Below are 14513 nucleotides of genomic sequence, written 5' to 3'. Positions count from 1 at the left end.
TTTGTCTGACAAGGGTTGATTTTTTTATGTTTCCTCATACACGTATGCGGCGAAATCGCCGTACGGACTGGTCTAGACGCTTGGTTTCTGAAAATCAGCTCTCGGTGAATGACCTGATCTGGCCGGTATTTATCCAGGATGGAACGAACCAGAAAACCGATATTCCCTCCATGCCGGGCGTGCAGCGTTTGACTATCGACCATCTGGTTGAAGCAGCCAAAGCCGCCGCGGATCTGGGGATTCCAGCGCTGGCGATCTTTCCAGCCACCGATCCTGCGAAGAAAACAGAAGGGGGAGAAGAGGCCTATAACCCTGAAAATCTGGTCTGTCGTGCTGTTCGTGCCCTGAAAGAACAGAATCTGAATCTGGGAATTCTGTGTGATGTGGCCCTCGATCCCTATACCAGCCACGGGCAGGATGGACTCGTCAAAGATGGATATGTCGTCAATGATGAATCATTGGAAGTCCTGTGTAAACAGTCTGTCGTACAGGCTCAGGCTGGTTGTGATATCATCGCTCCCTCCGACATGATGGATGGTCGAATCGGCGCCATTCGTGAAGCCCTGGATGAAGCCGGATATCAGCACGTACAGATCATGGCGTATGCTGCCAAGTACGCGTCTGCCTTTTATGGTCCCTTCCGCGATGCCGTCGGTTCAGGCTCAAATCTGGGATCAGGAGATAAACGGACCTATCAGATGGACCCTGCCAACTCCGATGAAGCGATGCGCGAAGTCGGTCTGGATATCAGTGAAGGCGCTGATATGGTGATGGTCAAGCCGGGCATGCCTTACCTTGATATCGTACGTCGCGTGAAAACCGAATTCGAAGTTCCCACATTCGCCTACCAGGTGAGTGGCGAATATGCCATGATCTCCGCTGCCGCTCAAAACGGCTGGCTCGACCGCCAAAAGTCGATGCTGGAGAGTCTGGTCTGTTTCAAACGTGCTGGCGCAGATGGCATCCTCACCTATTTTGCGAAAGAGGTTGCAGAACTGCTTCAGCAGAAATAACACGGAATTCATCAACTCTGATTTGCTGAACATCTTTGCTGATAACGGTTTGGCTCTGAATGAAAATTTGGTGAGGAATCCGATTCTTTTCCTCGGTTTACTGCGATTTCCGGAGGGATTTGCTATAATCTCCGGCTTCTTTCTGCCGGACAGCGGTCCCTTTCCTATCGGCAGTACGAGAGCCATTTTAAGTGGAGAGCGGGAACTTTGCTGTTTTTTCGAACTTGAGTTCGGGAATTAGTGTCAGAATTCCTTTCCCCGCAACCGATATTGTGAATTTACGGAAATTCCAGAATGAACGAGGTACAAAAGTGCAAGTAACGGGTCATGCCAGCAGTCAGGAAACGATTGCGCTATTCGACAAGTATGTGATCCCCAATTACGGTCGCTATCCGATCAGCCTCGTGCGCGGCGAAGGCTCGTATGTCTGGGATGCGGAAGGCAAACGTTACCTCGATCTGTTTCCCGGCTGGGGCTGTAATATTCTGGGCTACTGTCCCGAACCGGTGGTCGCTGCGATTCAGGATCAGGTTTCGCGATTGATTCACGTTCCCAATACCTGGTACACCGAAGCCCAGGGACGTTTTGCCGAATTCCTCTGTACGCGAAGTTTCGGAAAAGCCTTCTTCTGTAACAGTGGAGCGGAAGCCGTCGAAGGTGCCATTAAACTGGCGCGGCTGCATTTTGATGGAAAACGACCGAAAATCATTACCTGCGAAAATGGCTTTCACGGTCGAACCTATGCCGCTGTGACTGCAACCGCACAACCCAAGTATCATGCGGGGCTCGGACCATTAGTCGCCGGCTTTCGCTATGCACCGTTTAACGATCTGGAAGCGGTCGCCAGTCTGGCCGACGATGAAACCTGTGCGATTCTCGTCGAGCCCATTCAGGGAGAAGGAGGTGTTAATATCCCCGACGAGGGTTACCTGGCCGGTTTACGAAAAATCGCTGACGAAGCCAATTGCCTGCTGATCTTCGATGAAGTGCAAACCAGCATGGGAAGAACCGGAACCTGGTTTGGTTATCAGCAGTGGGGCGTACAGCCCGACATCATGACCATGGCCAAAGGGATTGCCGGTGGCGTTGCCGCAGGAGCATTCATCACAACCGAGGAAGTGGCTCCCAGTCTCCGGCCGGGCATGCATGCCAGCACGTTTGGCGGAAATCCCCTTGCGATGGCTGCTGGTCTCGCGACCGGTCAGATGATCGAAGATCAGAATCTGCTGGAAAACTGTCAGGTGATGTCCGATCTCTTCCGTCAGTTCTTTTTACAGTTGCAGACCGAACTCCCCATCATTCGGGAAGTCCGCGTCAAGGGGATGATGATTGGCGTTGATTTGAATATTCCCTCGGGACCTGCCGTCAGTAAATGTATGGAGCGTGGTCTGTTGATCAATTCCACTCACGATACGGTGCTCCGTCTGCTGCCGCCGTTGAATGTGACCGCGGAACAGGTGGAAGAAGGCTGCGAAATCATCGCGACCGTCTTACGCGAAATGGCCGAGGAAGAATAACACCAGCCAACCCGCTCCAGGATATTATTGACCTTTCACTGATTCCTGTTCGAATCTTAATTCAAGAAGCGAACAGGAATTCCTGTTTTTAACCAGTCATTGATTGAGAAATCCATGAGACATTTAGTTACCTTACACGATCTGGATTCGTCAGAAATACTCGAGATATTTGCCCTGGTACAGGAGCTCAAAGATAAAAGAGCCCGCGGCGAACGCCCCCAGTTATTACAGGGCAGAACCATGACACAGGTCTTCGAGAAGCCATCTCTGCGGACGCGACTCAGTTTTGAATCAGCGATGTGGGAACTGGGTGGCGGCGCGAGTTTCTTTTCCTGCAAAGAGGCAGGCCTCGATGGACGCGAGTCCGTCGAAGATGTCGCCCGGGTCATCGGCCGCTATTCCGATGTGATCACACTCAGAACATTCTCGCATGAGCTGATTCAACAGTTCGCCGCCAACTCCCAGGCGTCTGTTATCAATGCGCTTTCCGATTTGAGTCATCCCTGCCAGGCGCTGACCGATCTGTTTACGATGCAGGAAATCTCCGGCGATCTCTCACAGCAGAAGCTGGTGTATGTGGGTGACGGAAATAACGTCGCTTATTCTCTGGCGAACTGCTGTGCAAAGCTGAATGTCCCGTTCGTGGTTTCTTCTCCGTCGGGATTTGAACTCTGCTCGAAGCTCGTTAATTCTTTGAAAGAAAAGTTTCCCAGTATTCAGCTTGAACTGGAAGCCGATCCACACAAAGCGGTCGCTGATGCGACTGTGATCTACACCGATGTCTGGGCCAGCATGGGGCAGGAAGCGGAAACCGAAAAACGCAAACAGATCTTCGCTGATTACCAGATCAACAACAGCCTGCTGTCCGCAGCCGACAAGAACTGTCGCTTCATGCACTGCCTGCCCGCCAAGCGAGGGCTCGAAGTCACTGATGACGTTCTCGACAGTACTCACAGCATCGTTTTTGAACAGGCTGAAAATCGGAAGCATCTGGCCAAAGGGCTCCTGGTCTGGTTAATGCAGCAGTCATAATCAGATACTGCTGAACATCTCACACCACCCCGGCGTTCAACCTCGGGGTGTTTTTTACGTATGCACAAACTCGACTTGACCCCGCCACGCCCCTCTCGAAACTCCCTGCTAAGCGTCGCGCGCGTTGGCCGTTTTTCTTGCCTGCTGAATCGATGGCTCCCTGTTAATATGGTTATTATTAAATCCACTGGTTTGACACACGTTTGAAAAAAAAGACGCGAAAAGACTGCATGTTAAGCACCATTTTTCCGGTCAAAAAGAACCATAAAACACACGAAAATGCGACACACCCACACCTGACCGACACCTGTCATGAACCATAGCTTCACCAATCTTGCGCCAGTTGAGAAATATCGGTTGTTCCCGCTGCAACATGCCATTCTGGTAATGTCAGATTCAAACTGGTTATCGTTTGAATCTGAATTCCAGCGCTGGCCGACATACGGGATCTCACCGCTGGCTGGTATTCCTGAACATGGCTTGCTCTGGAAGGTGCAATTATAAACCAACCGCGCAATTCGCTGGAGATAAACACCGGCCACTACAGCCGTTCGTTTACTTGCTGAAGGCTTCTTTCACGACGTCGGCATAAAAGACCGAGAACATCAGCCAGGCCATCAGCAGTGTCAGCAGCAGGTTCAGTGACTGCCCACAAACATACAGAATCAACGGCTTGCCCCCTTTGAGGAATTTGGCCAGCTCGCGGAAATTGGTTTCCAGTCCGATGCTCACGAACGCCAGACAGAAGAACCAGCCTCGGAAGACCTTCGACGATTCCTTGACCATCGCCGGTACGATCAGATCCCCGCCCGGCAGCGTTGTGTACAACAGAGAAAATAAAGCAGAAGCGACAATAAAACCCAGCACAAATTTGGGGAAGCGATACCAGATTTCCCATGCATCGGGTTTGATCTGGGAGTCTTCTTTTTTACTCTCCACACAGGTTACCCAGTACACGGCGACACCAAAGGCAGTCACGCCGATCAGGATGTTCTGAATCATCTTGATCGTGACAGCGACCTGCCCGGCTTCCTCTCCCAGAATTTCACCTGCAGCAGCTACGGCTCCCGTTGAATCAATTGTTCCGCCCATCCAGGCACCACCCAGAATCGGGTCAATTCCCAAAGCTTCAATGAAGATAGGCATGAGAATCATCATCAGCACCGTGAAACTGAGCGACAGGCCGATGGCAAACGATAGCTCTTCCTTTTTCGCTTTGCAGGAAGCAGCAGTCGCAATCGCCGCCGAGACTCCGCAGACGGACATGTCTGCCGAGATCACCATGTTCAACGACTTCGATTCTATTTTCAGCACTTTCTGACCGAACAGATACGTGCTGATCAACACCACGGGCGTGACCACCCAGGCCACATAAATTCCCGGCAAACCCAGTGTCAGTAGTCGACTGAATAAAACACTGGCGCCCATGACGACCAGTCCGGTCTTGATATACAGCTCCGTTTTGAGGGCCGGCTTCATCCACCGAGGAGTTCCGATCGTATTACTGATGATCAAACCCAGCATTAACGCCCACAGCGCATATTCCAGGTTATAACGTTTGACGACATCCTGCCCGGTCAGAATGTATGCCAGTACCGCCAGAAGAAAGACACCGAGAAACCCGATACCAAATTTGACGGCAGATTGTCCCATTACTTTGTTCGCCAGGGAAAAACCTGCCAGGCTGATCAGGAATACCACACATAACGGCAGAATCAAATTGCTTTTCTCAGCCGGAAACAGCGAGTCCAGCGGATTCTGGTTCCACGAACCCGGTTTGCCCAGCCACGATTTCAACGGGCTGTGCACGCTTACTTTTTCACCGGTCGTTTCAGCGGCCTTCAACTGCTCTGCAAAGTCAGCAGGCAGGGAAAGATAGACTGCCAGAAAACAGATCAGCAACAGTCCCCCACCGATCCAGATTGCCCACCAGTCCTCCGCGGTCTTCATTTCCGACCAGGTCGACCTGCGTGGCGCTGCGACAACAATCTCGTCATTCTCTTCCGGGGCGGGGGTTGGCGCGTTGTCTTGCATGATTCTTCTCAATGCCAGTTAAGAATGTACGCCGGTCAGGATCGTGACAGATCATCGAGGCAGGGGCAGGTTAAATGATGAAATATAAATTATGAAACATACCATACTAAAAAAAGCGGCACTCGAAAAGAGTGCCGCCCTGGATAGAGTCACTTATTTGAATCAGGTTTAGTGTGCGGTCGTCGATACCATTTCCCGCTTCGCCGATTTCTCCACCGAAGCCGTATCGACAGCTTCCTTGAGAGCATTTAGCAGAGTTGATTGTGTATAGACGTCACGAATAATGATGGGATCATCGGGTCGATTCGCCGGCAAGATGACTGTCAGCGGAATGCTGACGCTTTCATATTTATCCAGCAACGCTTTGATGGTGGGAGAGTAGTCTGTGTAATCGGCATATATGGGAACGATATTGTGCTTTTTAATCATTTCCAGTGTCTCTGGTGTATTGAGCGCCTGTTTTTCTACCAGTTTACAGGTCAGACACCATTTGGCAGAAAAGTCAATCAGTATCGTTTTGTTTTCGGTTTTCAATTTTTCCAGTTCTGCCCCGTTAAACTGCACCCAGGGAAGTTCATTGGCGGACTTCTGACTCATACTGTATCCGAACAGGCAGATGCCACCGGTGAATAGCAATGCAAACACACGTACGGTCATTTTCTTCTGAATTGAAGAATTGTGGGTGTAAAGGCTGCCAATCATCCACAGGCCGGTCGTAATTCCCAGCAGCATGATCAGCACAGGGATTGTCAGCGATTCATCCAGAAACGATATGATAAAGATCACCGCACCCATCAACACAATTCCCGAAAATTCCTTGAACCGCACCATCCACATTCCCGGTTTGGGAAGGTAGTTGATCGCTTTGGGGAACACGCTGAACAGAATATAAGGTGACGCCATCCCCAGGCCCATGACCAGCCAGATCAGATACGTAATACCGGGTGTCTGTTTCACAGACCACGCCAAAACCGGTCCCAGAAACGGTCCACTGCAGGGAGTTGCCAGCAGGGTTGCCAGGATGCCCGTTAAAAACGCACCTGTCAGTCCTTCTTTCTGCTGACCACTGGCGGCGGACCCCACCATTCCGGGAACAGGAATCTCAAATACACCCAGCATACTCAGCCCCATCGCATACACAATACAGGCCATGATGATATTAAACTTGGTACTCTGGAACAGACCGCCCCAGCCAAGATTCGCAAAGACCGCCAGTGAAGCCAGGCCTAAAAAGACAACCAGCACACCCAGGGAATAGAAGATGTTTAACGCGAAAATTCGCGCGCGGCTCTCGCCCGCCTGCTGCACAAAGCTCATCACTTTAATCGCGACGACAGGCAGCACACAAGGCATCACGTTGAGAATCAATCCACCCAGAAAGGCAAAAAGCAGGTAGGAGGCAAGGGATTGGTCGCTCGCTTCAGCAACAGACTTGAATTCATCATCGCTTTCGGGGGCGTTGAGTTCTTCCAGTGAAGACATTGCCACGGGCTGGGCGTTATTCAGACTGCCCAGTTGAAATTCCACAGGCAGCGGCGGACGACAACTGCCTTCATTACAGATCTGATACTTCAGCTTGCCTTCCACACCAATGGCCTTGGCATCCGGAATTCGTTCAAAGAGACGCGTCCAGACCACTTCGTCGTAGTGGGTCCGCTGATTGTACTCACTGTGAGACTCCTGCTTCGGTTCCGGACTGACAGAAAACTGTTTCGAAACCGGTTTCAATCCTTCCAGTTTAAACAGCTCAATATGGGTCGGCAGCCCCGCCTGCGTCTTGTCCTGGTCGAGTGCAAATGTATGGAAGCCTTTTTCCAGCTTCATTGTGATGGATAACTGCACCAGTTTCCCGGGATTGGAACTGGCAGGAGTGAGAGCAAAACTCAGTTCCACCGGATCTGCTTTTGAGCGCCGTTCAGGAATTACGGTAAAGGACAGAGGCGCGGTTTCCTGTTTACCAGTCAGCATGGCACTGAAGGGATGTTGTAACGCAACACAACGATCCGCGTTGCAAACCTGATAATCCAGCTGTCCGTTAATAATCACCTGGGACGGACTGGTCACATCCTGGTTGACTTTAAAGCGACGGCTCCAGATTACATGTTTTGAATATTTCTCGACTTCTTTCTTCAACAGGACTTCATACACGCTCTTGGGAGGATGGTCCGCGTTGAAATGCTGGTCGATCGCCGTCAGACCTTTGGCATCGACTATCTTAATTTTCGTCGCACCATCGAAAGTCGGGTTGGTGGAATAAGTATAAGCGCCTTCCGGCAGAATGACTGCAATCGAGAGCGTTACGGTCTCTCCCGCTTTGGCATCCTGGGGTAACAGGCTCACACTGACTTCTGTTTTGACGCCGGCATCAGTAGCAGCGGCTTTCTTCTTGTCTAAAAAAGCTTCCAGGTTGCTATTTTGAGCCTGCAAAGCGAACGGCATGCAAACCAGAGCAGCTAAAACGGTGAGGATAGTAACAGAGGCGGTCAAGCGGCGGGGAGTTTTCAAAATGAAACCCTTCCAAAAACTCAGATGTAAGACGAACGGGCCCGTAAGCCAACTTGTTAAATTATATCGGTTGCAGGACTGTTTTCTTCTGTGAAGTAAGTCACAAATCCTGACAGATTCATAGGGATTTTAGAAACTCCAGTCAACACCGGCAGACTAATTCTACGGGTGATGTGAACTCAACCTCACTCAGATTTATATCGTTAAGCTGTTGACTGCAAACAGATTCTGGTACCATAGACAATCGGTTTGTTCGCATCTCGCTGGTAAAACCTGTTATAATATGACATTGCCTATTTTAACCCATCAAAGATATTTGATCAATTGTAGATCTTCAGACATGACAAAACCGGTAATGATATTGGGACTGTTGCTGTTGTTTTTTACCTTACTGGTAAAAGCAGAAGAACCGCTGGTGGCCCCCAAACCAACTGAACCCTTGAAGCAGATTGATTTTAAGGACCCGATCCCTTTTGGACTGCCTCCCGTCGAATATGGACTGGGAGAACACTCTGATCCTGCGTCACGACTGGAACAGGCGCTGGCCGCCCGGACACTCAAACTGAACTACGATGCGCAATGGGGCTATCTAAGGGATGTGCTCAAAGCTTTACAGATCCCCGAATCCTCTCAACTGATGGTCTTTTCCAAGACGGCGCTCAATCCGCGAATCATCAATCCGGAAAATCCCCGCGTTGTTTATTTTAACGACGATGTCTATGTCGGCTGGGTTCCCGGGGCGAAGAAGATGGAATTTGCCTCGGTCGACCCGTTGAAGGGCACCATTTTTTATGAACTCGCCGTCAAAGCGTCTAAAGAGCCTCACCTGGTACGCTCGGAACGCTGCCTGGCCTGTCATGGTGGTGATTCGAGTCTGCGGATTCCCGGGTTACTTGTCCGCTCTTTTCTCACCGATCGGCACGGCCGACCCATTTCCGGCTACTCCCAGATCTCCCATGACAAACCATTGGAGAAACGCTGGGGAGGCTGGTACGTCACAGGCACACACGCTGATATGACTCATCTGGGCAATCTCTTTAATCGGGATGCCATCGAAGCGGCAAAGACCAATCCGGCTCTCCGGGCGAATCTCAAACACATCGACCAGTTCTTCGATACTGCGAAATATCTGAATCCGCATTCGGATCTGGTGGCACACCTCATTCTGGATCATCAGGTCCACGGACACAACCTGATCACCCGTGCCAGCATGGAACAGCAACTGGGGCTCAGATCAGATGTGGAACAGCAGTTGGTACGCTATCTGCTATTCCTCGATGAAGCAGAACTGACAGGTCCTTTACATGGTACCACCGACTATCAGGCGTGGTTTGAAAAATCAGGAAAGCGGGATGCCAGCGGACGTTCTTTGAAGGACTTCGATCTGCAGACAAAACTGTTTCGCTATCGCCTGAGTTATCTGATCTACACGGACAGTTTCAACAAAATGCCTTCCGCAGCGCGGCACAGGATTTTGCAGAACGTCTACTCATTTTTGACTGCCTCTCTAGCCGAACTGGAACAGTCCTGGGACGTCGATCCGGATGCGTTTCCTGTACAGGAACGACAGGCGATTCTGCAGATCGTGTCTGAGACACTGGAGGATCTACCTGAATTCTGGACAGTTAGTAAATAACGGTAAATACGCATCCCACTCACTTTCTTCTGTCCTGATACAGCGGGATTGCTTTGACCTGCACTCAGGTACTATGATGACTGCGGGTTCCTTCCATATACCCGACCTGATTTTTGACTCTCCTTGAATTCCATCAATCAAAGTTTTTTATTTAACTCACCTGAGGTCCCATGCCTTTTTATCATTCGTGTTTGACAGGCCAGCGCCTGATTCTGTTACTGGTCTGTTTGACGGGATCGCTATTTGCCAGGCTGAATGTCGCTGCTGCAGCCGAACCGTTCTCCGGGTTGAAAGTTCCGGAAGGCTTTCGTGCCACCCTTTATGCTGATGATGATCTGGCTCACGACATTTATTCCATGACCATTGATTCCCTGGGGCGCGTGGTGGTTTCCGGACCCGGCTATGTTCGTATTCTGATTGATGCCGACGGTGATGGCGTCGCGGAATCATTCAAGCAGTACGCGGATGGCCCCGCCACCGGTGCCCAGGGAATGTATTTTCTCGGCAGAGATCTGCTCTGCACGGGAGACGCGGGACTGATTCGCTATCGAGATGAAAACGCCGACGATCGTGCTGACGGCAAACCGGATGTTTTCCTGCAGACTCGTACCGGCGGCGAACACAATACACATTCCATTCAGCGTGGCCCTGATGGTTACTGGTATCTGCTGCTCGGAAATACCGCAGGGATTAATGAAAAGTATATCACATCCAAAACATCACCTGTGAAAAAACCTTACGCAGGAACTCTAATGCGGCTCAGTCCCAATCTGACCAAAGGAGAAGTGCTCGCGGACGGTTTTCGCAACGCGTATGATTTCGCCTTCAATCCCAACGGCGATGTTTTTACTTACGACAGTGATGGCGAACGCGATATTTCGCTCCCCTGGTATCGGCCGACGCGTGTGTTTCATGTACTGCCCGGTTCGAATGCGGGCTGGCGAAGTCGCAGCTGGAAACGTCCCGATTCGTTTCTGGATATGCCCCCCGCGATTGCCGCCTTTCATCGAGGCTCTCCGACCGGCGTGAGCAGTTATCAACAGCGTCAGTTTCCCAAGGAATATCAGGGAGCACTGTTCGTCGCCGACTGGACCTTCGGCCGCGTACACGCGATCCCACTGAGAAACTATAACGGCAGTTATGCCAGCGATCCCATTGATTTTATCACAGGGGTCGGGCAGTTTGGCTTTGCGCCGACCGACCTCGCCGTCGGACCCGATGGTTGTCTGTATGTCAGCGTGGGGGGACGTGGTACCCGTGGCTCTGTTTTCAAGATCGAATACACCGGGCCCGTCGAAGCACAGAAACCAGATTTGTCTGCGATAGCAGTTGCGGAGAATCCGAATCACGAAACAGAAACATCACCTGCTCTGGAAGCCTGCCTCTCGTCGCCGCAGCCCCTCAGCAGCTGGTCGCGCGAGAACTGGTTTCCCCTGGTGAAAATAATCGAGCCCGCAGCCTTTTCACAGGCCGCCCTGAATCCGGGGCGCTCCGATGCACAACGCGTGCGGTGCATTGAAATTATCACCGAACTGCTGGGTGGTGTACCGGACTCCGTGATCGAACCACTGCTGCAGGACAAATCAGAACGGGTTCGCGCCCGCCTGGCCTGGTCACTCGCGTACCCTGGACCGTCCGAGCAGAAATCGAAATGGTTGAATGAACTGCTGCAGGACGATTCGCCTCTCGTCGCCCGTTTTGCACTGGAGACTCTGTTGCAACTCGGGGATCAGATCGATCAGAGTGAGTGTCTGACCGGTTTGCAGAAAACGCTGGACGCATCTGCCCGTTATGTCAGACAGTCGGCGGCACAGGCAGCAGCCACGTTGAATGCCGAAGATTTCAAATCACTTTCAGACAGCGTCGAAGCCTCGGAAGGGGCGGCGTTGATTACGCTCGCGTATGCCAATGTCATCAAGCAGGGAGGCGTTGTGCCGCTCGCGGTCCGTACCGGGGTCACGGTGTTCGAGGGGGACTACCAGACCGATTTGCGTCTGGATGCACTACGTCTGATTCAACTGGGGCTCGGTGATCTGGGGCCACCCACTAAAATGGCTGCGGTCTTTGATGGGTACGCCAACGGCGTTGACCTGGCAGAATATGAACGACAGCTCGACCCGATTCGCATCCGCCTGATGGACGCGTTTCCCAGCAGTCATGAAGTGCTCGACTATGAACTGGCGCGGACACTGTCGATGCTCGCTCCCTACAATCCCAGTCTGCTGGATCGCATCCTGGAAAAAATTACCGACGACTCTGATCCCGTGACCGATATTCATTATCTGATCGTCGCGGCGCGCATTCCCAGTGACCGCAGTACCGCACAGTCGAAAAAAATTGCCAAATCACTAGTGTCCATCGATGAGAAACTTCTCCGACTCAAGCTGCCACAGGACACAAACTGGGACGATCGCTTTAAAGAACTTTATGCACAGCTGGTGAAAATTGACGCCGACCTGCCCCGCCAGATTGTGGAGCAGCCCGGCTTTGGGTTGCCCGGGCATGTACTGTTTTTGAGTCAGTTGCCGGGGCAGTTCCTGGGTACAGCGATCGCCGCGTTTGAGCGAAAAATTGACGCGGATCCTGATTTTCTCTGGAGCAGCGACGTTGTGTTTCTGTTCGGAGAATCGAAGAAACCCGAACATCGGGAAATGATTCGCGATCTTTACGATGATTTCGCACTGCAGCCTGCGGTGCTCGCGGTACTTTCATCTGCTCCGGAAGAGCAGGACCGTGATAAATTTTTTGAGGGACTGGGCTCGTCACAGATCGAAGTTCTGGAAGCCTGTGTCTCGGCTCTGGAAAAACTGGCGCCGCCGAAATCGCCAGAAGAAACCGTACGGTTGTTTGCGACACTAAGGCGGATGGGGAGCGATAAAAGAGAACAGAAACTGCAGTCACGGATTGTGACGCTCTTACAGAAATGGACAGGGCAACAAATCGGTAATCCTGCAGATGTCGCAGATCTCACCAGGCAGCGGGCTCTGATTCAGGCCTGGGCAGACTGGTTGTCGAAACAATATCCCGAAGTTTATACACGCATTCTTAAACTGGGAGGCGAGGAAACCGAAAAGTTAAACGCCATGCTGGAAACGGTTGACTGGGACGCCGGCAGCAGCGAGCGTGGTGCCGCGCTGTTTAGAAAACGCGCCTGTGTTCAATGCCATGGTAACCGCAGCGCATTAGGTCCCGCCTTGGCTGGTGTCGCGAAACGTTTCTCCCGGAAAGACCTTTTCACTGCGATTGTGGCCCCAAACCGGGATGTCTCCCCCCGCTATCAGACCACCGTCATCGGGACCATTGAAGGAAAAGTTTTTACGGGGCTGGTCGTTTATCGTTCTGTCGATGGCCTCACACTCCGCAATTCCAATAACCAGACGACCCGCATTGAGGCCGACGAAATCGATTTTGAAAGCAAGAAAAGCAGCTCACTTATGCCGGAAGGGTTACTCAAAGATTTGACGCCAGCCGACCTGGCTGATCTGAATGCCTATTTACAAAGTCTGTAGATTGAGTACGCTGGTGTCTTATCAGACCTGGAATGCCACGTTGGCCGAAATCGTCCGCACGCTCGTTCGCGTGTGCGCCTGACATTGACCATCTGTCATTACTGGATTGATGGACCACAAGGAACATCATAAATTCGTAATCACTGTCACTGTTTTCACAGGGGACCCAGTTCGGCGTGTCGACTTCTGATGAACCAGCCAAAAAGAAACGCACCAGGCGGCTGCCTCCACCCTATAATGCGCTGGACGGCAAACGCTGGATCCAGAATTCGATCAGTGTCTGGAGTGACATTCGCAAGTCGCTTGAGGAAGTCCGGCTCAAGCATCCCGCGATTTTCCCCGAAATGCTGGTCGAACGACTCATCGAGACGTTTCTCCCCTTACAGGGGGAGGTGATCCTCGATCCATTTGCTGGATCGGGCAGTACAATTTTCACCGCGGAAAAAATGGGTAAAACCGGGATCGGACTGGAACTGTCAGAAGATTATGCGGAAGTGGCCCGGCAACGTCTCACGGCGCTTCATCTCGAAGCCGACGACCAGACTGAATGTAAGTCACGCATTATACATGGTTCTGCACTCAATTTAGAAGAACACGTTTCACCGGAAAGCGTCGACTTATGTATTACCTCACCTCCTTACTGGAATGTCTTGAACCAGCGACGTTCAGCAGACCACAAGGCGGTCCGTCATTATGGGAACCATGATCAGGATCTCGGGGTCATCGAAGACTACAATGCGTTTCTCGATGAATTAAACCGTGTTTTTTCCCAGGTTTTAACGGCGTTGAAACCTGGTGCCTACTGCTGTGCCATCGTCATGGACCTGCGTAAACGCAGCCAGTTTTTTCCCTTTCACAGTGACCTTGCTACCCGTCTGCAGGAGATTGGTTTTCTCTACGACGATCTGATCATCTGGAATCGCCAGGCCGAATATAATAATCTCAGGCCTCTCGGATATCCCTCCGTTTTTCGCGTGAATAAAGTCCATGAGTTTATCGTACTGATGCAAAAGCCCAAACAATAAACGGCTGTGAAATTGATCCACAGTCTTCAGCGATTGCAAATCGCGTCTTGTTATCTGTATAACTCATACTTCCAAATCGAAAGTTAGACTCTATTCAGTTTTACAGTAGCGTCTCCAGGGCCATTTGGACCGAGTATAATAGATTGTGGCACGCTATGGTTAAATGTGTTACGCTCTGGAAGGGATGCCCGATTTATCTTTCTGTCCCGCTGCGATCGTCAGGTATCTTTCTGGTATATTAT

At 51.4% G+C, this 14513-nt stretch carries 8 protein-coding genes; 6 read left to right on the top strand and 2 right to left on the bottom strand.

The genetic code is table 11. The annotated features are described in order from the left end of the window. The first annotated feature begins 26 nt into the window (after positions 1–26). From hemB to argF, 3 genes are all read left to right on the top strand, one after another. Complete coding sequence (gene hemB / locus Pan161_RS21635; RefSeq protein ID WP_145230764.1) at positions 27–1013, top strand: porphobilinogen synthase; 987 nt, start codon at positions 27–29, stop codon at positions 1011–1013. 311 nt (positions 1014–1324) lie between these two features. Beyond that, positions 1325–2530 (top strand): aspartate aminotransferase family protein, encoded by a 1206-nt coding sequence (locus Pan161_RS21630; protein ID WP_145230762.1) that lies wholly within the window; start codon positions 1325–1327, stop codon positions 2528–2530. A 114-nt stretch (positions 2531–2644) separates the two neighbouring features. Beyond that, entirely contained in the window at positions 2645–3562 is a 918-nt protein-coding gene (argF, locus tag Pan161_RS21625) for an ornithine carbamoyltransferase (protein WP_145230760.1), read from the top strand. Between the two features lie 555 nt (positions 3563–4117). On the opposite strand, the gene Pan161_RS21620 is transcribed toward argF, so the two are convergent. Beyond that, positions 4118–5596 carry a YeiH family protein gene (locus Pan161_RS21620; protein WP_145230758.1) on the bottom strand — a complete coding sequence of 493 codons (1479 nt, stop codon included), beginning with the start codon at positions 5594–5596 and terminating at the stop codon, positions 4118–4120. 168 nt (positions 5597–5764) lie between these two features. After that, positions 5765–8101, bottom strand: coding sequence for a protein-disulfide reductase DsbD family protein (locus tag Pan161_RS21615; RefSeq protein ID WP_145230756.1), 2337 nt, complete (start codon positions 8099–8101; stop codon positions 5765–5767). Positions 8102–8441: 340 nt separating this feature from the next. On the opposite strand from Pan161_RS21615, the gene Pan161_RS21610 reads away from it, so the two are divergent. The 3 genes from Pan161_RS21610 (at position 8442) to Pan161_RS21600 (ending at position 14271) form a co-directional block, all read left to right on the top strand. Next, on the top strand, positions 8442–9737 hold the full coding sequence (locus Pan161_RS21610) for a hypothetical protein (protein ID WP_145230755.1): 1296 nt from the start codon (positions 8442–8444) through the stop codon (positions 9735–9737). 170 nt (positions 9738–9907) lie between these two features. Further along, positions 9908–13246 carry a PVC-type heme-binding CxxCH protein gene (locus Pan161_RS21605; RefSeq protein WP_145230753.1) on the top strand — a complete coding sequence of 1113 codons (3339 nt, stop codon included), beginning with the start codon at positions 9908–9910 and terminating at the stop codon, positions 13244–13246. 176 nt (positions 13247–13422) lie between these two features. Then, entirely contained in the window at positions 13423–14271 is an 849-nt protein-coding gene (locus Pan161_RS21600; RefSeq protein WP_145230751.1) for a DNA methyltransferase, read from the top strand. The last annotated feature ends 242 nt before the right edge of the window (positions 14272–14513 follow it).

Source organism: Gimesia algae, from assembly GCF_007746795.1.
Taxonomy (GTDB): Bacteria; Planctomycetota; Planctomycetia; order Planctomycetales; family Planctomycetaceae; genus Gimesia; species Gimesia algae.
Note: the sequence above shows the minus strand (reverse complement) of the source record. Positions and strands in the feature narration are given on the sequence as shown.

Excerpts from the sequence above, each read along its gene's own strand:
- hemB (WP_145230764.1), top strand. The coding sequence starts at position 27 with ATGTTTCCTCATACACGTATGCGGCGAAATCGCCGTACGGACTGGTCT.
- argF (WP_145230760.1), top strand. The coding sequence starts at position 2,645 with ATGAGACATTTAGTTACCTTACACGATCTGGATTCGTCAGAAATACTC.
- Pan161_RS21620 (WP_145230758.1), bottom strand. The coding sequence starts at position 5,596 with ATGCAAGACAACGCGCCAACCCCCGCCCCGGAAGAGAATGACGAGATT.
- Pan161_RS21610 (WP_145230755.1), top strand. The coding sequence starts at position 8,442 with ATGACAAAACCGGTAATGATATTGGGACTGTTGCTGTTGTTTTTTACC.
- Pan161_RS21605 (WP_145230753.1), top strand. The coding sequence starts at position 9,908 with ATGCCTTTTTATCATTCGTGTTTGACAGGCCAGCGCCTGATTCTGTTA.